This window comes from Mesorhizobium loti (assembly GCF_003148495.1).
GTDB classification, from domain to species: domain Bacteria; phylum Pseudomonadota; class Alphaproteobacteria; order Rhizobiales; family Rhizobiaceae; genus Mesorhizobium; species Mesorhizobium loti.
Genome location: NZ_QGGH01000012.1, coordinates 83,186 through 104,522 on the forward strand (window position 1 = coordinate 83,186; position 21,337 = coordinate 104,522).

The 21,337-nt window shown below is 60.6% G+C and carries 14 protein-coding genes and 1 pseudogene; 14 read left to right on the top strand and 1 reads right to left on the bottom strand.

Annotated features, from left to right (window positions below; genetic code table 11):
• The first annotated feature begins 45 nt into the window (after positions 1-45).
• The 6 genes and pseudogenes from ehuC (at position 46) to C8D77_RS29125 (ending at position 5,538) form a co-directional block, all read left to right on the top strand.
• Entirely contained in the window at positions 46-711 is a 666-nt protein-coding gene (gene ehuC / locus C8D77_RS29100) for an ectoine/hydroxyectoine ABC transporter permease subunit EhuC (RefSeq protein ID WP_109670742.1), read from the top strand.
• Complete coding sequence (ehuD, locus tag C8D77_RS29105) at positions 712-1,380, top strand: ectoine/hydroxyectoine ABC transporter permease subunit EhuD (RefSeq protein WP_109670744.1); 669 nt, start codon at positions 712-714, stop codon at positions 1,378-1,380.
• Positions 1,381-2,199 (top strand): ectoine/hydroxyectoine ABC transporter ATP-binding protein EhuA, encoded by an 819-nt coding sequence (gene ehuA, locus C8D77_RS29110; protein WP_281277051.1) that lies wholly within the window; start codon positions 1,381-1,383, stop codon positions 2,197-2,199.
• 113 nt (positions 2,200-2,312) lie between these two features.
• Positions 2,313-3,791 (top strand): aldehyde dehydrogenase, encoded by a 1,479-nt coding sequence (locus C8D77_RS29115; protein ID WP_109670746.1) that lies wholly within the window; start codon positions 2,313-2,315, stop codon positions 3,789-3,791.
• A gap of 149 nt (positions 3,792-3,940) precedes the next feature.
• Positions 3,941-4,136 (top strand): annotated as a pseudogene (locus C8D77_RS29120) (FAD-binding protein); the annotation flags it as partial.
• Positions 4,137-4,788: 652 nt separating this feature from the next.
• A complete protein-coding gene (locus tag C8D77_RS29125; protein ID WP_109670748.1) occupies positions 4,789-5,538 on the top strand; it encodes a maleate cis-trans isomerase family protein in 750 nt (249 codons plus the stop codon).
• Positions 5,539-5,754: 216 nt separating this feature from the next.
• On the opposite strand, the gene C8D77_RS38110 is transcribed toward C8D77_RS29125, so the two are convergent.
• Entirely contained in the window at positions 5,755-6,420 is a 666-nt protein-coding gene (locus C8D77_RS38110) for a hypothetical protein (RefSeq protein ID WP_109670750.1), read from the bottom strand.
• Positions 6,421-6,515: 95 nt separating this feature from the next.
• On the opposite strand from C8D77_RS38110, the gene C8D77_RS29135 reads away from it, so the two are divergent.
• The 8 genes from C8D77_RS29135 to C8D77_RS29165 all read left to right on the top strand — a co-directional run bounded on the left by C8D77_RS29135 (position 6,516) and on the right by C8D77_RS29165 (position 21,241).
• Positions 6,516-9,491 carry a Tn3 family transposase gene (locus tag C8D77_RS29135; RefSeq protein ID WP_109670752.1) on the top strand — a complete coding sequence of 992 codons (2,976 nt, stop codon included), beginning with the start codon at positions 6,516-6,518 and terminating at the stop codon, positions 9,489-9,491.
• A gap of 60 nt (positions 9,492-9,551) precedes the next feature.
• Positions 9,552-10,313: an ATP-dependent helicase gene (locus C8D77_RS38445; protein WP_245951902.1), complete on the top strand. Its 762-nt coding sequence runs from the start codon at positions 9,552-9,554 to the stop codon at positions 10,311-10,313.
• Complete coding sequence (locus C8D77_RS29140) at positions 10,234-12,561, top strand: ATP-dependent helicase (RefSeq protein WP_245951903.1); 2,328 nt, start codon at positions 10,234-10,236, stop codon at positions 12,559-12,561. Before C8D77_RS38445 ends, C8D77_RS29140 begins: the two co-directional genes overlap by 80 nt.
• A gap of 80 nt (positions 12,562-12,641) precedes the next feature.
• Positions 12,642-13,388 carry a multiubiquitin domain-containing protein gene (locus tag C8D77_RS29145; protein ID WP_109670754.1) on the top strand — a complete coding sequence of 249 codons (747 nt, stop codon included), beginning with the start codon at positions 12,642-12,644 and terminating at the stop codon, positions 13,386-13,388.
• Positions 13,363-14,535 (top strand): ThiF family adenylyltransferase, encoded by a 1,173-nt coding sequence (locus C8D77_RS29150; protein ID WP_109670756.1) that lies wholly within the window; start codon positions 13,363-13,365, stop codon positions 14,533-14,535. Before C8D77_RS29145 ends, C8D77_RS29150 begins: the two co-directional genes overlap by 26 nt.
• A complete protein-coding gene (locus C8D77_RS29155) occupies positions 14,532-14,972 on the top strand; it encodes a ubiquitination-like system serine protease family protein (protein ID WP_109670758.1) in 441 nt (146 codons plus the stop codon). The genes C8D77_RS29150 and C8D77_RS29155 overlap by 4 nt, the downstream gene beginning before the upstream one ends.
• Positions 14,973-15,191: 219 nt before the next feature.
• The gene (locus tag C8D77_RS29160; protein ID WP_109670761.1) at positions 15,192-17,849 is read left to right on the top strand and encodes a PD-(D/E)XK nuclease family protein; all 2,658 of its coding nucleotides are present in this window, start codon (positions 15,192-15,194) and stop codon (positions 17,847-17,849) included.
• Positions 17,849-21,241 carry a UvrD-helicase domain-containing protein gene (locus C8D77_RS29165; protein ID WP_109670763.1) on the top strand — a complete coding sequence of 1,131 codons (3,393 nt, stop codon included), beginning with the start codon at positions 17,849-17,851 and terminating at the stop codon, positions 21,239-21,241. The genes C8D77_RS29160 and C8D77_RS29165 overlap by 1 nt, the downstream gene beginning before the upstream one ends.
• Positions 21,242-21,337: the final 96 nt, after the last annotated feature.

A 21,337-nucleotide genomic window follows, 5' to 3' on the forward strand; every position in this document is an offset into this window, starting at 1 on the left:
TCAGAGCGCAGACATACTAATTTCTCAACAGGGCGCCCCGCAGCGATGACATTTGTGGAATTCATCATCACCTACTATCCGCGCTTCCTCAGCGGTACGATAGTGACTATCGAGCAGTTCGTTTTGGCGTCAGTGTTGTGCATTTTCCTCGCCCTTCTAGCTGGGCTTATGAAGCTCTCACCTAGAACGTCGGTCCGCGCCTGCGCCACCGTCTATATTGAAATATTCCGCGGCACGTCGCTGTTAGTGCAATTATACTGGATCTTCTTCGTGTTACCACTATTTGGCATAACGCTTGACAAGTTTACGGCAGGATTTGTGGCCGTCGGTCTCAATGTGGGCGCCTACGGCGCAGAACTCGTTCGTGGGGGGGTGCTTTCCGTCCCAACAGGACAATGGGAGGCGGCGGTTTCTATTAATATGTCGCCTGGAAAACGGATGTCCCGAATCATACTTCCTCAAGCATTGGTAAACATGCTGCCCGCATGGGGCAACTTGTTGATCGAACTGCTGAAAGGAACGGCTTTGGTGGCCACTATTGCTGTAGCCGACCTGACGTTTGAAGCGCGTCAAATCAATTATTCGACGTTCATGTCGGCCCAAAGTTTCGGAACTGCGTTGATAATATATTACGTCCTGGCAAGGTTTCTTTTAACTCCTCTTATGCGACGGCTCGAAAAGATTATGGCGCGTCAGATAGGAAGGGAATAGATGACCAACTGGCGCTGGGATTTTGTCTGGGAGATCCTTCCGAGATTAATCTGGGCAACCGGAAACACTCTGCTCGCCGCTGGCGGAGGGTACGCCATAGCGCTTGTACTGGGGCTGGCGTTGGCAGTTGCACAAAGGTCGAGGCACAAACTATCCAAAAACATCCTGCGCGAATTGGTCGAATTCATCCGCTCGACGCCTCTCGTTCTCCAAATATTCTTCATTTTCTATGTCGGCCCCCAATTTGGGGTGTGGCTGTCACCATGGACGGCGGGGATGGTGGCGATAGGCCTCCACTACGCAGCGTACCTGTCTGAGGTGTATCGTGGAGGCATTGATAGCGTACCCAAGGGTCAGTGGGAGGCGGCCACCGCGATAAACTTGACAACGACACAAACTTACTGGCGCATCATCCTTCCCCAGGCGTTGCCCCCCTCCCTAGCAGGTATGGGAAATTATCTCGTTGGCATATTCAAAGACACGCCTATGCTTTCGGTCATCGGCGTTGGTGAGTTGATGCATACGGCGAACGCGATCGGATCCGAAAGTTATCGCTTTTTGGAACCCTACACTCTCGTCGGCGTGATCTTCCTTGCCATATCGCTTCCGACTGCGGCCTTGGTACGTCTGCTTGAAGCTTCTGTGCGTCGCACCTTGGGGATGAGTTGAATGAGTGAGGACATGACACAATTTCCACTGCGGCTTGAAGGCGAGAATGCGCCGATGGTTCGGTTCATGAACGTGTCCAAGAGCTATGGCGAACTCACTGTGCTCGATCAGCTGAATTTGGACGTTGCGCCAGGTGAGATGATGACGATCATCGGGCCTTCCGGTTCAGGAAAAACAACCGTTCTGCGGATGTTAATGACGCTTGAGACCATCAATAAAGGCGTCATTTATGTCGATGGGGAACCCCTCACGCACATGGAGAAGAACGGGGTTCTTGTTCCCGCAAACAAAATGCACCTTCGAAGGATGCGCGCCAAGATTGGCATGTGTTTTCAGCACTTCAATCTGTTCCCTCATATGACAGCGCTACAGAACTGCATGGAAGGGCCAGTGCAGGTCCTCGGACTCACAAAGGAAAGCGCGCGTCAGCGAGCCGAGGAATTGCTGGAAATGGTAGCCATGTCGGACAAGCGAGATCATCATCCGTCCCGCCTTTCTGGCGGTCAGCAGCAGCGTGTCGCAATTGCTCGAGCCCTTGCCATGCGGCCAAAGGTGATGCTGTTCGATGAGGTAACGTCAGCACTTGATCCAGAAGTCATAAACGAAGTCACTGGCGTTATCCGAAAGCTCGTGGGAGAGCATCATCTAACGATGATGATGGTAACGCACCAAATGGGATTCGCTAGGGACATATCTGACAGGGTATGCTTCTTCTACGGTGGGAAGATTGAAGAACAAGGCGCACCTGCCGATCTCTTTGGCAGCCCAAAGAAGCAAAGAACTAAGCAGTTTCTGAGCGCGGTCAAAGAAGCAGTATGACAGCTTGCTGAGGCGTCGTTTCGACAGAGATCATGTGCCGACAATCACTATTGGAAGGTAGAAGTGATGAATTATGTTCTACAGATATTCACTAGTGTATCTGGTGCGAAGTCATGAGTAATTGTCTGACTGTGGAGGAATATAGAGCAATAGCGGGATCAATTCTGCTGCCAACGCAAGCATTCATAGACGGAACGTTTCGACCGGCTATCTCGGGAAAGACCTTCGAATCCATAAACCCGGCGACGGGCAAGGTGCTTGCTAATATTGCCGCTTGTGACAAGAATGATGTGGATCTCGCAGTGGCTAAGGCTCGCGAGGCCTTCAAGGATGGCCGCTGGTGCAAGATGCTGCCTGCAGACCGTAAGGCCGTGCTGCTGCGTTTGGTTGAGCTTTTGCGGCGCAATGCGCGCGAACTGGCTGTGATGGAGTCAATCGACAGCGGTAAGACGATCTACGATTGCGAGAGCGTTGACCTTCCCGAAGCCATTAACTGCATAAAATGGCATGCCGAGGCGATAGACAAGATTTACGATCAAGTGTCACCCGCGTCAGATGGTCACATGGCGATGATCGTGCGTGAGCCCATCGGCGTCGTCGGCCTTGTCTTGCCCTGGAACTTCCCACTGCTAATGCTGGCATGGAAAATTGGGCCGGCGCTGGCGGCGGGCTGTTCCGTTGTCGTCAAACCCGCGGAGGACACATCGCTTACAACCCTTCGTGTCGCCGAGCTGGCGCATGAAGCAGGGGTTCCTAAAGGAGTGCTGAATGTCGTAACGGGGTCCGGAGCTGATGTCGGCCAGCCGCTAGGCCTGCACACGGACGTCGATATGGTGTCCTTTACAGGCTCTACCGAAACCGGCCGACGGTTCTTACGCTATGCCGCCGACAGCAATATCAAGGAAATTGTTCTGGAAATGGGGGGCAAAAACCCCTGTATAGTGATGGATGATGCCGAGAACTTGGAAAGCGTGGCTGCCCATGTGGTGAACGGGGCTTTTTGGAACATGGGAGAGAACTGTTCTGCAATATCCCGGCTCATAGTTCACAAAGACGTCAAAGCCCCCTTGCTGGAGCGCATCGTGGCATGTGTTCGTGAATGGCCGCTAGGCGACCCGCTTAACCCGGGGAACCGTATTGGCGCCCTCGTCTCGAAAGCGCATTTCGACAAGGTTTGTTCCTATCTTGATGGCGGCGAGAAGTTGTACATCGGCGGTTCGACCGTCGAAGGCATCTATGTAGAGCCCACCGTAATGGATGTGTCCAACAATCAGGTAAGAGCCGCCCGCGACGAGATTTTCGGACCTATCCTATCAGTCATAACTGTAGAAAGCCTTGATGAAGCTATCCAAATCGCCAACGATACTGACTATGGTCTAACGGCGTCAATCTTCACCGGAAATGCAAAAAGAGCGCTCCATGGTGCACGAAGCTTGAAGGCTGGCACCGTTACCGTTAACAGCTTCGGAGAAGGCGACGCTTCTACTCCCTTCGGGGGATACAAGCAATCGGGCTTTGGAGGGCGCGATAAATCTATCCACGCCCACGATCAATATACTCAGCTCAAAACCATTTGGTTGGATTTGTCTTGAGAGGGTTGATTGGGTATAGTGCATGTTCTCATTCGTTATTGGTAAAGAGAGGGCCGCAATTGCATTGAGGCGGCAGCCTACAGCCCGCCGAAGCCGCGGATGATGCCCATCGGCTGGAAGATGTCTCTTCCTTCCCGCTATGTTCAACGCAGGTCGGCAAGGTCGTCATCCCCGATCTCTACATCGAGGCTGGCATTTCGGGCGCGATCCAACATCTCGCCGGCATGAGGGATTCGAAGGTCATCGTCGCTATCAACAAGGACGAGGAGGCACCGATCTTCCAAGTTGCGACTGGCCTGGTCGGCGATCTTTCCGTCACCCCTGCCAGAGTTGCAGAAGGCGCTTGAGTTCGGCCGGATGGCCCTCCGCTTCTTAAGCTGGGCAGGGGGGCCGATTGATGAGGTGTGCTGGGCTCAAACCGTCGGCCCTCGTTCAAAATGCTGAATGAATCTCCAACTGTCAGACCATCTTCGCCGCGATAATATCTTTTAGCCGCGTCGGGGCGAGATGAAAACGGAGAGCAGCCTGCACCTTTCACACCCTGACCCGAGCAAGTAGCCTGCCGTGGGTGGATGCGGCTAAATTATACCGGAGTGGCGGTAATACGCAGAATTGCCGCAATATACCGTCGAAAATCAATCTCACTCATTTGCGAAATCGCTCAAAATGCAACTGCCGTGCCGATCACAGTTCTGGCTGGAGCATGACGATCAACGATCCAGATGCGCGGAATATACTTCCCTGCAAAGGCGCCAATTGCTTGCCGGCGTTATGCTTGGCATTAGATCGCCGACCAACCGAACTTGTGAAGGGGCCACCCTCAGGTCGGCTTGGCCGCGCGAGCGAAGCGCACGCACACGGGCTGATTTTTCGAACTACCGAGCGCGGCAAAGCACCATACGTTTCGTGCCTGTTATCGCACTTTGCGCCAAAACACATGTGTCGACGCGTCGATTCAATGCGAGAGGCGCGAACCTGAATTCTCATTGAGGGCATCATGACAGAACTTGACACTCAGATACTAGACCGCGTCACAAAACCATCTAAGGCAGCTACTGTTGGCCTGATCGTTCTCAATACCGACGAGGTGGCTGGCATAGCTTTCAACTCTATAATGCCAAAGGAAAAGGTTTCGGTCTTCGAGACGAGGTGTGGCTACAATACCGTTAACGGGTTTTCACTAACCAGGACCTTGGCTGAGGTGGCCAATGATCTGCCGCCGGTTGATCGAATGGACGTGGTGGCGTTCAGTTGCACCAGCGGTACTGTAGCTTGGGGTCTGGAAAGGCTGTTTTCCGAGCTTAGTAAGGCGTTCCCTGGCGCCAAGTATACGTCGCCGGCTTCGGCGGCCATCTTAGCTTTGAGGCGGTTAAACGCGTCGCGTATAGCATTATTGACCCCCTACGGATTAGAAACGCATAAATCATTTCTTAGCTTCTTTGGCGGAACCGGCTTCGAAATTGTAGCAAATGGAACTTTCCCTTATTCGACCGATCATGAAATATGCGAGCTAAGTAGCGAATCTATCTTCGGAGCAGCTAAGACATTGACTTTGGATGGTTTGCCGGATGCGCTTTTCATCTCATGCTGCGCAACGCCCGTCGTGCCTCATATCAAAGACTTGGAAAGGGAGCTTGGTATCCCCGTTGTTACCAGTTCCCAGGCCATGGCGTGGGATGCGCTTCATCTTGCTGATTGCTACGAGCCCATTCAAGGATTTGGACGGCTTTTGACATTGTCGCGGTAGTCGGATTGATAGGATTCCTAAACCAACGACGCTAAATATGGGTGAAGCTGGAATTCGGCGCTCGGGGCGCCCCATGACCGACCGAACAGGTGAAATACGTCAACTTAATTTCACAATTACGGCTTCAGCAAATGCTGAACGGCCCATAAACAGTGAAATCCCACGAGCGCGGCAACGTGCGCCAGGTGTGCGCGCGTCGTCGGTGCAATCGCGCGTTTAGATTTCGAACAGCTCAACCCGTGCCTGTCGAACAGCGGTATCAACGCTAGGAACCAACTTGAAGTGATCCAAAAAGGTTTCGCTTTCTACCGAGAGCGTTTTAATATGTGGCCCGAGCACCGACACTATTGCTTTCGCCGCATTTACGATAAGCGGCAAGGCATCGAAGAAGATCGGAAGCCTTGCATCTTGTAGGGAGGCGAAGGCAGCCATAGCCTCACCTCCGACATAGGAATATATGGTCGCCACCCTTTCCGCGCTAAGATGGGAGGCTTTGTGCGGCATGTTGAGCAGAGCGTCGGTATCTTCCCACGAAATCGCCTGGATAAAGGCCGGCTCCCCTACTTCCGGTGGCGGACCATAGGTAAACAACCCATAGTTCTTCGACCTCCCGGCTTGGCTCCCCCTTGTGAAGAAGGTCTCCAGGCTTCTGATTCGGTTGGCGTGGTTATGATGTCGGGCGTTCCGAATTGCCAACAGTGTCGCTGTTGGCGCAGTTCGGTTCCACTCAAACACGATTCGAGGATCGTCCTTTGCGGCGTCATAAATGCTATGAAATGCGTTCAGGATCGCCGAAAGACCTTGGTCCAGGTTTCTGGCACATTGGGGCCGGAACAAGAGCTGTGCAGAATCTTGCGCTAAGGTCGAACGAAGAGTGAACACCCGGATGTTCGCTGTGGATACGCCATTTGCCTCCTGTACCGTTAGGCCGCTTTGGACAGAGGCTTGGCCACTACCGTTCTGGAGTGGAGTGGAAAGTGGCCCGACGAGCGCTTCTCAAAGAACACGAGCGAAAGACGCTATTCGACATTCCGGTCGATGACGACGGTCTGATCAGCCACTATTCTCTTTCACCGGCCGATTTGCTGGAAATCCAGCTACGGCGGCGCGAACACAATCAGCTCGGCTTCGCGATCCAACTCTGCTTGATGCGCTACCCCGGCCGGCCACTGTTGGCTAACGAGGTTCCGCCGAAAGCGATGCTCGACTATGTTGCCGAGCAAGTAGGCGTAAGCTCCACCGCATTCAGGCTGTATGCCCGTCGTGAGGAGACCCGCAGCAATCACATTGCTCACCTCTTGGGTTATCTGCAGAGGCGAAACGCAACAGCCGAAGATCGGCGTGCCGCATTGCTGTCGGCAATCGAGATAGCCTCAACAACAGACGCCGGTACTTCGCTTGCTGGTGCCATTGTGGCGGAGCTCCGCAATCGAAATTCGCTGCTCCCGGCGGCCAACATTATCGAGCGGATGGGGCTCGCCGCTCGCGCTATCGCTCGTCGGCGGGCGGAAAGGACCCTGATCGAAGGCATTTCGTCAGATAGGCTACAAGACCTCGACCGTCTTCTGGAGGTTGACCCGACAATCGGGCAGACGCGCTTTCATTGGCTGCGATCGGCGCCAGAAGCGCCGGGTGCATCCAACCTTGTCGGACTGACCGAACGGATTGCATTCCTGCGGACGCTGGAGATAGACCCGAAATTTCAAGCGCGCATATCTTCGGGACGTTGGGATCAGATGATCCGCGAAGGCAACGCCACGCCGGCTTGGCTTGCCAACGACTTCAACGCAAGTCGCCGTCACGCTCTGATCGTGGCTCAAGCAATCAAGCTCGGCCAGAAGCTCACCGATGACGCTGTAACGATGTTCATCAAGCTCATGGGTCGGCTGTTCTCGCAAGCCAACAGCCGCAAGAAGCAGCGGCATATGGAAGGTCGTACGGACACTGCCAAGGCGCTGCGCATGTTCCTCGACACGATCACTGCCCTGCAATCCGCGAACGATTATGGGCGGAACGCATTGGAGGTTCTTGATCAGGAAGTTGGTTGGCATCGGCTGCTCCGAATGAAGCCTGAACTTGAGTCGATGGTCGAGGTCAACGAGGCATCACCCCTGACCGTGGCAGCCGAACAATATGCGACCGTCAATAAGTACGCCGGCGTCTTCCTGCAGGCATTCACGCTCCGCTCGGCGCGCCGCTATGACCCGCTTCTTGCCGCGGTCGGGATGTTGAAACGGCTCTATTCGGAGAAGCGTCGGACATTGCCGGAGGCCGTCCCAGTCAGCCACCTCAGCCAAGCCGATCGGAAGCTGATCTTCGGGCAGGAAAGACCTGATCGCCGCCTCTATGAGCTTGCAACACTAGCGGCATTGAGAGACAGGCTTCGATCAGCGGACATCTGGGTCGACGGCAGTCGATCCTTCCGACCGATTGACGAGCATTTGATGCCGCGATCAACGTTTATCACCATGAAGGAGCAGGATCGGCTCGGACTGGGCGTACAGGGCGATGCCGCCGAGTGGCTAGCCGAAGCGCGGCAAATGCTCGACTTCAACCTGAAGCGACTGGCGCATAGAGCGCGGTCCGGAAAGCTCGAAGGTGTTCGTCTTGAAGGGGGAACGTTGATCGTCACGCCGAATACCGGCGAGGTTCCCGCTGCAGCCGAAGAACTGAATGCCGAGATCAGCGAGCTCTATCCGCTGGTCGAGGTGCCGGACCTCCTACGAGAAGTGCACGAGTGGACCGGCTTCGCCGATCATTTCACGCATGTTCGCACAGGTGACAACCCAAGGAATGTCTCGGCCATGCTGGCCGGCGTTCTGGCGGATGCGACCAACCTCGGGCCGAAGCGGATGGCAAGCGCGTCCAAGGGGATCAGCGCACACCAGATCGGCTGGATGCGCACATTCCATGCTCGTTCAGAGACATATCGCGCGGCTCAGGCGTGCGTGACAGATGCGCATGCCCGGCACCCGCATTCCCGACTTTGGGGCGACGGAACGACATCTTCGTCGGATGGTCAATTCTTCCGCGCAAGCGACCGTGCCGCCAAGCGCGGAGATATCAACTTGCACTACGGCAGCGAGCCCGGATCGAAGTTCTACAGCCACCTGTCCGACCAGTACGGGTATTTCAGTATCCTGCCGATCAGTCCGACCGAAAGCGAGGCCGCCTATGTACTCGACGGGCTTTTCGATCAGGACACGGTCCTCGATATCCAAGAGCACTTCACCGACACCGGCGGCGCCAGCGATCACGTCTTCGGATTGTTCGCCTTGATCGGCAAACGCTTCGCACCTCGGTTACGCAATCTCAAAGATCGGAAGTTCCACACGTTCGAGAAGGGCGACGCATACCCAGCACTGTCGAACCACATCGGAGCACCGATCAACACCACGCTCATTCTCGACCACTGGGACGATCTGCTTCACCTGGCAGCGTCGATCACGACGCGATCCGTCGTGCCGTCGACCATCCTGAAGAAGCTCTCGGCATCGCCAAAGGAGAGCCAACTCGCCAGGGCGCTGCGGGAACTCGGTCGCATCGAGCGGTCCCTCTTCATGATCGAATGGTACTCAAGTCCGGCATTGCGCCGGCGCTGCCAAGCCGGTCTCAACAAAGGCGAGGCGGCACACAAACTCAAGCGTGCCGTTTTCTTCCATGAGCGGGGCGAAATCCGCGATCGGTCGTTCGAAAGCCAGGCGTTTCGCGCATCAGGCTTGAACCTCGTCGTCAGCGCGATCGTGCATTGGAATACAGTTTACATAGAGCGGGCGGTTGCCCATTTGCGCAGTGCACGTCGAGAGGTTCCGGATCATCTGCTGAAGCACATCTCGCCGTTGAGTTGGGAGCACATCAACCTGACCGGCATCTACACTTGGGACGCGGAACATCAAATGCCTGAAGGATTCCGATCGCTAAGACTTCCGACCCCAATCCGTCGAGCAGCATAGAGTTCACGATCCGTTCGCCCTTAGCGCAAGATTTTGAACAGCTCTTGTCCTGACCCCCAGATGGACCTGTTTGCACGCGAGCTGCTGCTCCCGCGCATCCTGGCGCGCGCACTTCATATCGATGAAGGGCTCTCCGCGTCCGCCATTGCCGCGAAATTCGGCGCACCGTTCGAGGTCGTCGCGCAGCAGCTGTTCGACGCCTTGCTGCTGCCCCCGGTGCCTCCCGCGACAGCCACGACGCATGTCGAGCGGCCGCTGAATTCGCTGCAAGCCTCGGCGGCGGCACATCGCGGCGAAGCCTATCTGCTTGAGGCGGGTCCCGGCACTGGCAAGACGCAGACGTTGATCGCTCGCGTCGAAGGCCTTCTGGACGAGGGTGTCGATCCGCGGCGCATCTTGCTTCTGACCTTCTCGAACAAGGCGGCGGGCGAGATGGCGGAGCGGATCGCCCGCAAGCGGCCCGAGGCTGCTGCCGCGATGTGGATCGGCACGTTCCACGCATTCGGTCTCGATATCATCCGTCGTTTCCATGTAGAACTGGGCCTGCCGAAAGACCCGCGGATGATGGATCGGACCGAGGCGGTCGAGCTCCTCGAGGAGGAGTTCCCGCGCCTGAGGCTTGTTCATTACCGCAATCTCTACGATCCGACCCAGATCATCGCCGACATGTTGGCCGCCGTCTCACGGGCAAAAGACGAGGTGGTCGACGCCGAAACCTACGCCACGCTCGCCGGCGCAATGCTTGCGAAGGCCGGGGACTCCGATACGCGCGAGGTCGCTGAACGCGCCGGCGAGGTGGCACGCGTCTACGCCGCCTATTGAACAGCTCAAGCGCAACGCGCATTGTGTTGATTTCGGCGATCTCGTCACTCTGCCGGTACAACTGCTTGAGACCGACGCGGCCATCTGCGCAACGCTGCAGGCGCAATATGACCATGTCCTGGTGGATGAGTATCAGGACGTGAACCGCAGCAGCGTGCGGTTGCTGCATGCGTTGCGACCAGATGGCCGCAATCTCTGGATGGTCGGTGACGCCAAGCAGTCGATCTACCGGTTTCGCGGCGCCTCTTCCTTCAACATGGCACGGTTCGGCAAAGAGGACTTCGCTAACGGCAAGCGCGGCCGTTTGAAGCGCAACTATCGTTCGGTGCCGGAAATTGTCGAAAGCTTCTCCAGCTTCGCTACCACCATGTGCTCCGGCGACGCGGACAGCGGCCTTGAAGCGCATCGGGACGGCAAAGGTCAAAAGCCCGAACTGCGGACCGTGCAGCGGGCCGAGCAGCAGCAAGTTGCTCTTGCAGACGCGATCGAGCAACTTCGCAGTGAGGGCTTCGCCTACCGTGACCAGGCGGTCCTATGCACCGGCAATGAGAAGCTGTCGACGATCGGGCAGGACCTCGAACGGCTTGGTGTCCCCGTCTTGTTTCTGGGCAGCCTATTCGAGCGGGCCGAGGTCAAGGATCTCCTGGCCTTGCTCTCCGTTCTCGTCGATCGGCGCGCCATGGGCATGCTGCGTGTAGCGTGCTGGCCCGACTTCACAACTTCCTTCTCTGACGTGGCGGCGATCTTTGAGCACCTGCGGGCAGCCGAGCACCCCTCCGGCAGCTGGCTTCAGCACGTCGATGCAATCCCGAGCGTAAGCGACACCGGCCGTCAGACACTCTCCAAGCTTGCGATCGCGCTCAGCGGCTTCGACCAGACAGCCTCGCCCTGGACTGTGCTCGCGACGCTATTGCTCGATCGCACGCGCATCGCCGCGCGCTTTGGCGTGTCCGAGGACCTCGCCGATCGTACGCGCGGCATCGCAATCTGGCAGTTTCTCAACTTCATGCGCGTTCAGCCAGCGGGCCGCGGACTACCGATCACGCGCATGCTCGATCGTGTGCGCAGGCTTGTGCGTCTCGGTGACGATCGCGACCTGCGCCAATTGCCGGCGGCCGCTCAACATCTCGACGCCGTGCGTCTAATGACCATTCACGGCGCAAAGGGCCTCGAGTTCGGTGGTGTGCATATGCCGGGGCTCAACAGCGATACGATCCCGCGCACGCCGCCGGCGCCGCCATGTCCAGCGCCCGACGGCATGATTGCGGGCGCCGAAGGCAGCGCGCTCGAGGCATATCGCGCAGGGCAGGCAGAGGAGCAGGAGTGCCTCTTCTACGTGGCACAGTCGCGCGCCCGCGATCGCCTGATCCTTTATGCGCCGACAGAGAAGAGCAACGGTCACAGTCGACCGCTTTCGCCATTCCTCGACCGCCTCGGGAGCGCCTTGACACGGCGCTCGGTTGTCCCAGCGCGGCCGCTTCCGGTGGCGGCGGAAGCGCGGGGAGTCGAATTGGTCATCGACGGGCGGTTGCGCTTCGGAGCTCCGCAAATCGCTCTGTATGAATCCTGCCCGCGCCGCTTTTTCTATACCCATGTCCTGCACGTCGGTGGGCGCCGAACCACTACGGCCTTTATGCACTTGCACGAGGCGGTTCGCTCGGTAGTCGAGGCGGTAATCGCGTCGGACGTGCCTGTGACCGAGCAGGAACTCACTGATCGCACCGATACTGCGCTTGCCGACGAGGGACTAGGCGAGCATGGCTATCGCGCTGAATTCCGCGATCTCGCATCGGCGATGCTGCGTTTCTTTCTGTCGGGCCGCGCAGGAGCGATCGCTGAGGCGCCGGTGGCGGTCAGTATCAACCTCGGCGGCGAAGAAATCCTCGTCGAGCCGGACGAGGTGTTGATGCGGCCGGACGGCATCCGCGCCGTGCGCCGCGTCCGCACGGGTCACATGCGATCGGCCGAGAGCAAGGATGTCGGCGCCGCGGCGCTGATCCTGGCGGTCAAACAGGCCTATCCAGGTGCTGTTGCGGAGCTCGTCCATCTCTCCGACGGCGAGGCATCCGAGCTTTCCCTCTCAGACCGCGAGTTGAAGGGACGCACGGACAAGCTTTCAAAGTTTCTCGGCGACATCCGCGCTGGACGGTTCCCGGCCGAGGTCTCATCGCGCACCTGTCCGAACTGCCCGGCCTTCTTCATCTGCGGACCGACACCCGACGGCCCCCTGCAAAAAAAGTTCGCCTGACCTTACCGGTCGGCGAATCTCGATCCGATTGGACCCTTAGAGCCGTGGCCCCGCCTTGGCCCAACCTAAGGACCAATCGTATGAACACTGAAGAACTTCTCGACTACGACGACGTCGGCGACGCCCTGCGCGAAGGGCGGTCACTGCGTCCGGCGCGGGGATATCGCTTCCTCCTCGCCCAGGGCGATCTCAACTTCCTGTCCCGCCAGGTGAGCGATCCTGTGCCGCTCGGCCGCCAGCTGCTCGAAGCCGCCGCTCTAGACCCTCAGGACGGCTACAGCCTCTTCGCGGTCCTGCCCTCGGGCGATTTTGAGGACGTGCGGCTAGACGAACCCTTCGACCTGCGCGAGCACGGTACCGAGCGCTTCGTCGCCTTCCTGACTGATCGCGACTTCAAGCTGACGGTCAACGACGACGAGCTGCGCTGGGGCAAGCCCGTCATCAGCGGGGTAGTGCTCTATGGCCTTGCCAAGCCCGGCGATGGCGACGGCGTTTTCCTTGAGGTCCCTGGCGGCGAAGACCGCTTGATCGAGCTTGGTGAGCTGATCGATCTGGCCGAGCCCGGCATCGAGCGGTTCATCACCGCGCGGCTGACGTTCGAGATCATCGTCAATTCGCGGCCGCGCACCGTGAACGCGCGCACGGTGACGTTCGAGCAGATCGTCCAGCTGGCCTTTCCGGGTCAGCATGAGCCCAACGTCGTCTTCTCGATGACCTACCGGCACGCGGCATCGACACCGCACGCCGGTGAGCTCGGCGCTGGCGGCTCTGTCGACGTCAAGAAAAAGGGGACCGTGTTCAATGTCACACGCACTGTTCAGTCTTAATCCAGACCTCAAGCGGCTGAGGGACGAAGGCTACTTCGTCCAGCAGCGCGGTGGATATCTCGTCATGCGCGAGGTGCCCTATGTCGATGCACAACGGCAGCTGCGCATTGGCACCCTGATCTCCAGCCTCACGCTGGCCGGGGACCGGACGCGCAAGCCCGACACCCATGTCGCCCACTGGGATGGCGACTTCCCGTGTCACGCCGACGGGTCGCCCATCCAGGGCATCGCGCACCAGACCGGCGCCTTCGATCTCGGCCATGGCCTGAAGGCGACGCATGCCTTCTCAAGCAAACCCGCCGAGGGCTACGCGGACTATCACCACAAGATGACCAGCTACGCTAACATCATCGCCGGTCCGGCCGCGGTGCTGAACCCCGGCATGACGGCTCGCACCATCCGTGAGCCTGAAGCAGAGGAAGACAGCGTCTTCAATTATGTCGAGACCGCCTCCGACCGTGTCGGGATCGGCGCCTTGGCCGAACGGCTGGCCAGCGAGCGGGTTGCCATCATCGGGGTCGGCGGCACTGGCGGCTACATCCTGGACTTCGTCGCCAAGACGCCGGTTCGCGAGATCCGACTCTTCGACAGCGACGAGTTCTTGACCCACAACGCGTTTCGGGCACCGGGCGCTCCGAGCCTGGACGAACTGCGAGAAGCGCCAAAGAAAGTCGAATATCTGAAGGATATCTATAGCCGGATGCATCGCAATATCGTGGCGCATGACGTGGCGCTCGGACCGGACAACCTGCACCTTCTCGACGGCGTCACCTTCGCGTTCCTGTCGTTCGATGCCAGCGATGCGAAGCGGCTGATCGTGGAGAAGCTCGAGGCGATCGGCGCCGCGTTCATCGATGTCGGCATGGGCCTCGAGCTCGACGAAGGATCACTCGGCGGCATCCTGCGGGTGACCGCCAGCACGCCTCAGAAGCGGGATCATGTGCCTCAGCGCATTTCATTCGTCGGTGGCCGCGTGGAGGCCATTTATGCATCCAACATTCAGGTTGCGGATCTCAATGCCCTGAATGCTGTCCTGGCAGTGGTGAAGTGGAAGAAAATCCGCGGCTTCTACCGAGACCTCGAACATGAGCATCACTGCACTTACACCACCGACGGCAACATGCTGATCAATGGGGATCTCACATGATACGGCACAAGCGACTCGAGCATCGTTTCGTCGACCACATCCCCGAGCGCCTTGGGGCAGGCGTGCTGTACCTGTCGATGGAATATGCGACATCGGCCCACAGCTGCTGCTGCGGTTGCGGCGAGGAAGTTGTCACGCCGTTCACGCCGACGGACTGGAAGATGACCTTCGACGGTGAGACCATCTCGCTTCATCCGTCGATCGGCAACTGGACGTTGAAGTGCCGGTCACATTATTTGATCGACCGCGGCAAGGTGGTCGAAGCCGGCCCGTGGAGCGACGAGCAGGTGGAGTCCGAGCGCAGTCGTGATCGTGCCGCCAAAGCTCGTTTCTACGGGCAATCGCCCACGGTCGAGCCTTCTGCTCAACCTGCTCCGCCCAAGGCGACACCAGGCTTCTGGCGGCGCCTTTGGAGCCATATATCTGGTCGATTCTAACGATAAACTTGTGGATTACATTCCATCAGAAGCATCTCGCCCGGTATTCTACTGTCTACCTGTTATAGAGAGCCTCTCTGAACGGGTTTGACAGACTTCCCACAAAGTAGCCCCGCCAAAATAATACCGCCACGCAACAGTCACGCGCTCGCCAGCGCGGCAGCCCCGGCTCTGAGCCGGCGCCCGAATGAGAACTGACCTCGAAAGGAGGGAACCACCATGGCCATCTCGGGCCGATCCACCCTCGTCGTTCACGGCCGCCTCGCCATGCGGGAAGGCCGCCTGGCGGCGGCGCGCGACCGCCGTCATGGCCTGCAGGTCATGTCGTTCGAGCAGGCGGCGGTGCGGCTCGCTGGAGGTTTCGTCCGCCCAATTGATGATGAAAGCCTTCGCGTGGCGATCCAGACGGTCCTGCCGGCAACGCCGATGGGCGAGCTGGAGAGCATCAAGTCGCTGCCCGGGATGATAGACGCAGCCGCGGACACCCTGCACAAGGCCTGGCGCGCTGGTATCGACCTTGCAGCGCGCGCGGTCGAGCATCCGCGACTCGACGCCATCGCTCGATTGGAGTCGGCGGTCCTGGCGCAGCTACCAGCCGCCATGATGCGGCCCATCGACATCGTCGCCGACGCTACCAGCCGTATCACCCATGCGCCCGCCGTTCTCGGCCCGATGGAGATCGCTGGCCTCACCGAACTCTCGCCCTGCTGGCGGCCGCTCCTGAAAGCGCTCACCGCGCACATTCCCGTGCGATGGACGGCCGGGCCGAGGCCGACGCCGGCCTGGTTGGAGGGCACGGGTGTCGCGGTGCTGCGCGCGCCTTCGCAGACCCCGGAAGTCAGCACGGCCAGCGCGGCTACGGCCTATCACGAAGCCATCGAGGCCATGCGCTGGGCGCGGTCGCTTCTCGCCTCCGGGCGCGCGGCGCCGTCCGATATCGCGATCGCCACGGCCTCGCCCGCCGACTACGACGATCACTTCCTCGGCCTGCGCGCGGACGCCAACATCGACCTGCACTTCGTCCAAGGCGTCAAGACCGTCACCACCCGCGATGGCCAGGCCGCGGCCGCGCTGGCCGACATCGTCGTTCGCGGCCTGTCGCAGTCCCGGTTCCGTCGTCTCGCCGCCCTGTGTCGGAATTCCACGCCTTTTGCGTCACTTCCCGAAGGCTGGCTGCGGATCCTGCCGGCCGATGCGCCGATGTCGACGCCCAACGCCTGGGACCGCCTGCTGGCGCGATTGAAGCCCGAGGACTGGCCGGACGACGCGGATCACGCCCCGGCCTTGCGCGCGGCCATCGACCTGCTCGCCAAGGGGGCCGACGCAGCACCGGAGATCGGTGAGGCCTTTCTTAAGGGCCGCGCGCTCGCCATCTGGCGCAAGGGCCTCCTCGCCGGGCCGGCGGCCTCGATCGACACCACCCTCGAAACCCTGAAGCAGGATGACGGGCTGGAGGCGTGCGTGTCCGTCGGCTGGATGCCTGCTAGCGCGCTAGCAGCCTCGCCGCGGCGCTTTGTGCGGCTGATAGGCCTCAACTCTTCGCACTGGCCGCGCGGAATTGCCGAGGACCGGCTGATCCCGGACCATATCATCCCCACTGCCGAGCTCGACCCGCTCCCGGTGAGCCTGGCCGATCGCCGAGACTTCGAGACGATCCTGGCAACGACGACCGGCGAAGTCGTCCTCTCGCGCGCCCGTCGCGACAGCGACGGACGGCTGCTGGGACGCAGCCCCCTCCTCGCTGCGCACGGTCAGGAAATCTATCTCCGTCGCAACGCCGTTCCGATCCATGCGTTTAGCGAAACCGACCGCCTCATGGCCAGGCCGCAGGAGTTTAGCGCCGACCGGCAGGCGCTCAGCGCGCAAGGCTGCTGGCGCGACTGGCGGCACACCGAGATCACGCCGCATGACGGCCTCATCCGGCCCGATCATCCGCTCATTCTCGCAATTCTGGCCCGCACCCAATCGGCCAGCTCACTCCGGCGTCTGCTGCGCAACCCGCTGAGCTTTGCCTGGGTTTATGCCTTCGGCTGGCGCGTGCCAGAAAGCACCATCGAACCGCTCGTGCTCGACGCACTCGGCGTCGGCGATCTGGTTCACATGGTTCTCGATCGCGCCTTACGCGATCTGGAGAGCGCCGGTGGATTGGTGTCCGCCGACGCCGCGGCGATCACGGCGACGGTTGACCAGGCCGCGGCGCTTGTCGCCGCCGATTGGGAAAGCGAACGTGCGGTCCCGCCGGCCGTCATCTGGGGGCGCACCCTGGGTGATGCCCGGCTGACGGCGGCGCGGGCTCTTGCCTATGGCGACGTGCTTCTGCCGGGTGCCCGCTCCTATAGCGAGGTGCCGTTCGGCGGGGCCGAGCCCAAGTCGGACGCGCAGACGCCGTGGGACCCCAATGTGCCGGTCACGATTCCCGACACGGGTTTCAATATCGCCGGCTATATTGACAGGCTGGACATTGCAGGCGACGGCAAGCGCGCGCTGGTCCGCGACTACAAGACCGGCCGTCCTCCGCGAGGCGACATCCGGCTGAACGGCGGCCGCGAGCTTCAGCGCTGCCTCTATGCCTTCGCGGTGAAGGCGCTGCTGGGCGATGATGTCACGATCAGCGCCTCGCTGCTCTACCCGCGTGAGCCAATCAACCTCCAGCTCGAAGATCCGGACGCGGTCCTCGCTGAGATCACTGACTATCTGCGCGCGGCGAGGAGCAGCTTCGCCGGCGGTGCCGCGCTGCCAGGCCCCGACACCGGCGGCGACTACGACGATCTCGCCTTTGCCCTGCCGGCGAATGCCAGCGCCACCTATTGCAAACGCAAGATGCCGGCCGCGACCGAACGGCTCGGTCAGGTCACTCAAATCTGGGAGGCGGAATAATGAGCAGCGTGTCTAGGGCCCTCAAGGATGACGACGCGCGACGCGACGCGATCAGTCTCCATGATCGCTCGATCCTGGTCGAAGCTGGCGCAGGCTCCGGCAAAACTGCCGTCATGGCCGGACGCATCGCCGTCATGCTCGCGGAGGGCGTTCCCCCGCGCGCCATCGCCGCCGTCACCTTTACAGAGCTAGCAGCCAGTGAGCTGCTTTCGCGCGTGCGCGAATTTGTTGCCGATCTTGCGGCCGGCAACATCTCGACCGAGCTGCGCGTGGCGCTGCCCGGTGGCTTGTCGCAGGCGCAGCGCGACAATCTCGCCGCCGCGACCGCCGTGATCGACGAAATCACCTGCTCGACCATTCACGGCTTCTGCCAGCGTCTGATAAAGCCCTATCCGGCCGAAGCCGACATCGATCCCGGCGCCGGCGTCATGGACCGCAACCAGGCCGATCTCACCTTCCTTGAGATCGTCGATGGCTGGCTGCGCGAGCGTCTGTCCGGCGATCAGGACGGCATCCTAGCCGAAATGGTGCTGCACAGCCCCGGTGAAACCGTGGCGCTCGTCCACAAGATCGCTGAGAATCTGCGCCGCTGCCGCACCCTCGCAGCGCCGCCCGTATCGCCGCTTGACGGTCATCTGACAGCCTTTCGGCAGGCGACGGCGGATTTCGCGGCCTTCATGCGCAGGGCAGCGGCGACCGAGCCGGAAACGCTCGCGATCGTCCAGCGGCTGGCCGAGATGGCGGCCGCGTTGGCTGCCGGTCCCGATCCCGCGACGCCCTCCGGCCTGGTCCAGCTTCTGACCTTGCGTCCGCACCCGGATCTTTGCACCAAGGCAGGCGCTTTTGCCTCCTATCGCAAGAAGGGCAAATGGGCTGCCGCGGCGAAGCAGGCTGGCCTCTCCAAGGCCGATGGAGATCGGCTGAACGATGCAGCGGAGGTCTGCTACAACGCTTGCTGCGAGGCTTGGGGTTTGCTTCTTCAAGCCGCGGCCGGCCAGGTTCTGGAGGCGCTGATCGACGACGCGCGTCCGATCCTGCAGCGCTATCGCGACTACAAACGGGCGAGCGCCCAGCTCGACTTTGATGACCTGATCTTCGCGGCGCGCGACCTGCTGCGCGACCATAACGATGTCCGGCGCGCGCTGGGACAGCGCTTCGCGCGTGTCCTCGTCGATGAGTTCCAGGACACCGATCCCCTGCAAACCGAGATCTTCTGGCGGCTGTGCGGCGATCCGGTCGACGACGTTGACGACTGGACACGGTTCCGGATCCGGCCGGGCGCGCTGTTTCTGGTCGGCGACCCCAAGCAAGCAATCTATCGCTTCCGCGGCGCCGACGTCGGCGCCTATGTGCAGGCTCGCGATGCCTTTCGGACGCAGGACCCCGACAGCCTTCGGTCGATCTCCACCAATTTCCGTTCCTGCGCCTCGATCCTCACCTTCGTCAACGAGCGCTTCGAGGCGGTGCTCTCGGCCGATGGCCAGCCCGGTTTTACCGCTCTCGACCCTTTTCACGACGATCGCGGCGACCTGTGCGTGGCGGCCCTCGACGTGGCCGTGGCGGACGAAAACGGCAAGGCCAGCGCCGAGCGGCAGCGCGATGCCGAGGCCGATGCCATCGCAGATCTGTGCGCGCGCCTGATTGATACTCATCCGATTGTCGACCGGCGCAGTGGGACCCAACGTCCTTGCCAGGCCGGCGATATCGCTTTGCTGGCCCCGACCGGCGCAGAGCTGTGGCGCTATGAGGAGGCGCTCGAACGTCGCGGCATTCCGGTGGCGACACAAGCCGGCAAGGGTCTCTTCCGCCGCCAGGAAATCCAGGACCTGATCGCGCTGACCCGCGTTCTCACCGACCGGCGCGACACGCTGGCGCTTGGCTCGCTGCTGCGCGGGCCGCTAGTCGGCCTCACCGAAGAGGAACTTCTGGACATTGTCTGGGCGCTGCCGCGTTCCGAAGAACAGCCCGACCGAATTGCCCGTCTCGACCTCGGCGTCGATCCCGCCGCCATCGTTCATCCGCTTGCACGAGAGACCATCGAAAAGCTGCAGACGCTCTACCGCCGCAGCAACAGCACGACGCCGCACGAGTTGCTCTCGCAGGCCGTGGACATGATGCGAGTTCGGCCGCTCCTTCTCGCGCGTCATCGCGGCCAGGCCGAACGCGCGCTCGCCAATGTTGATCTCTATTTGAGCCTGTCGACCAGCTACTCCGTTCGCGGTCTTCGCTCCTTCGCCGAGGCGATGACCGCAGCCTGGACCGACGAGGCGCGCGCAGTGGAGGGTCGGCCAGATGCGCAGGAAGAAGCCGTCGCGCTCTTCACCATGCACGCGGCCAAAGGCCTCGAGTGGCCAATCGTCATCCCGGTCAACACCATGACGGGCGTCATGGCGCCCGACAGTGCGGTCATCGACCGTCAGACGGACACCTTCTATTGCCCGGTCCTGGGCGTCGCGCCGGACGGCTACGAAGTCGCGCGCCAGGCTGAGAAAGACGAGCTTGATCGGGAGCGCGTCCGCCTCTGGTACGTGGCCGCCACGCGCGCCCGCGAACTTCTCGTCCTGCCCCGGCTCGACACAACGCCGTCGAAGTCCGCCTGGATCGGTCTCGTCGATCTTTCGCTGGCCGAACTCCCCGGCCTGGACCTCTCGCATCTACCCGCCGACGTCGCGACGGCAGCCAACGGAGCGGCCAATACCCAAACTCGCGCAATTTTCGCCACGGAAGCCGAAGCCGTTACCCAGCGGCAGGCACGGCTGATCTGGCTTGCGCCCAGCCGAGATGAGAACACCGCCGGAGCGGTGCTGCAGGAAGAAGAGGCCGGGATCTGGACCGGATCGGCTGATGACCAGCCAGCCGAACTGCAAGCCGCTGTTCTGGTTCAAGGAAGCCGCGAACGCGGACTGATCCTGCACAAGCTCATGGAAGAGGTGCTGACCAGGGAAACCAATGAGGCAAAGGCAGCCCTTGCAGACCGAGCCACCATACTCATCCGCGCCCTCGGCCGGTTTCCGGTCGCCGACCCGGCGACGGGACTGTCTGCCGAGGAACTGGCGGGCTGTGTCGTCCAGACCCTTGCCCTGCCCCAAATCGCGGCCTTGCGGCCGGCTCTCCTGGCCGAGTTTCCCGTCTACGCCGGGCATGCGGACGATAGGATGGAAACGGCAACGACCGGAATCGCGGATGCCCTAACTCTGACGTCTGAAGGCCGTCCAGCCGTCGTCGTCGATTGGAAGAGCGATGTGGCGCCCGATCCCCAGACACTCGACCACTACCGCGCGCAGGTTCGAGCCTATCTCGACATGACCGGAGCCGAGCGCGGTCTGATCGTGCTAATGACCACAGGTGCGGTGATCGGTGTCGGGCCGACAGCCCAGCCGATGGCGGCCTGATCGGAGGGACTGTGCATGCCGTCAACGTCTAGCGACGGTCGACGCATTGAGGGCTTGCCGCCGCTATCGACGATCTGCCGCCTCCTCTCGGTTTTT

What these genes read in the sequence shown, in the direction of transcription:
- C8D77_RS29160 (WP_109670761.1), top strand. Translation starts at nt 15,192, where the DNA reads ATGGCCATCTCGGGCCGATCCACCCTCGTCGTTCACGGCCGCCTCGCC.
- C8D77_RS38445 (WP_245951902.1), top strand. Translation starts at nt 9,552, where the DNA reads ATGGACCTGTTTGCACGCGAGCTGCTGCTCCCGCGCATCCTGGCGCGC.
- C8D77_RS29115 (WP_109670746.1), top strand. Translation starts at nt 2,313, where the DNA reads ATGAGTAATTGTCTGACTGTGGAGGAATATAGAGCAATAGCGGGATCA.
- C8D77_RS29155 (WP_109670758.1), top strand. Translation starts at nt 14,532, where the DNA reads ATGATACGGCACAAGCGACTCGAGCATCGTTTCGTCGACCACATCCCC.
- C8D77_RS29165 (WP_109670763.1), top strand. Translation starts at nt 17,849, where the DNA reads ATGAGCAGCGTGTCTAGGGCCCTCAAGGATGACGACGCGCGACGCGAC.
- ehuC (WP_109670742.1), top strand. Translation starts at nt 46, where the DNA reads ATGACATTTGTGGAATTCATCATCACCTACTATCCGCGCTTCCTCAGC.
- ehuD (WP_109670744.1), top strand. Translation starts at nt 712, where the DNA reads ATGACCAACTGGCGCTGGGATTTTGTCTGGGAGATCCTTCCGAGATTA.
- C8D77_RS29150 (WP_109670756.1), top strand. Translation starts at nt 13,363, where the DNA reads ATGTCACACGCACTGTTCAGTCTTAATCCAGACCTCAAGCGGCTGAGG.
- C8D77_RS29145 (WP_109670754.1), top strand. Translation starts at nt 12,642, where the DNA reads ATGAACACTGAAGAACTTCTCGACTACGACGACGTCGGCGACGCCCTG.
- ehuA (WP_281277051.1), top strand. Translation starts at nt 1,381, where the DNA reads ATGAGTGAGGACATGACACAATTTCCACTGCGGCTTGAAGGCGAGAAT.
- C8D77_RS29125 (WP_109670748.1), top strand. Translation starts at nt 4,789, where the DNA reads ATGACAGAACTTGACACTCAGATACTAGACCGCGTCACAAAACCATCT.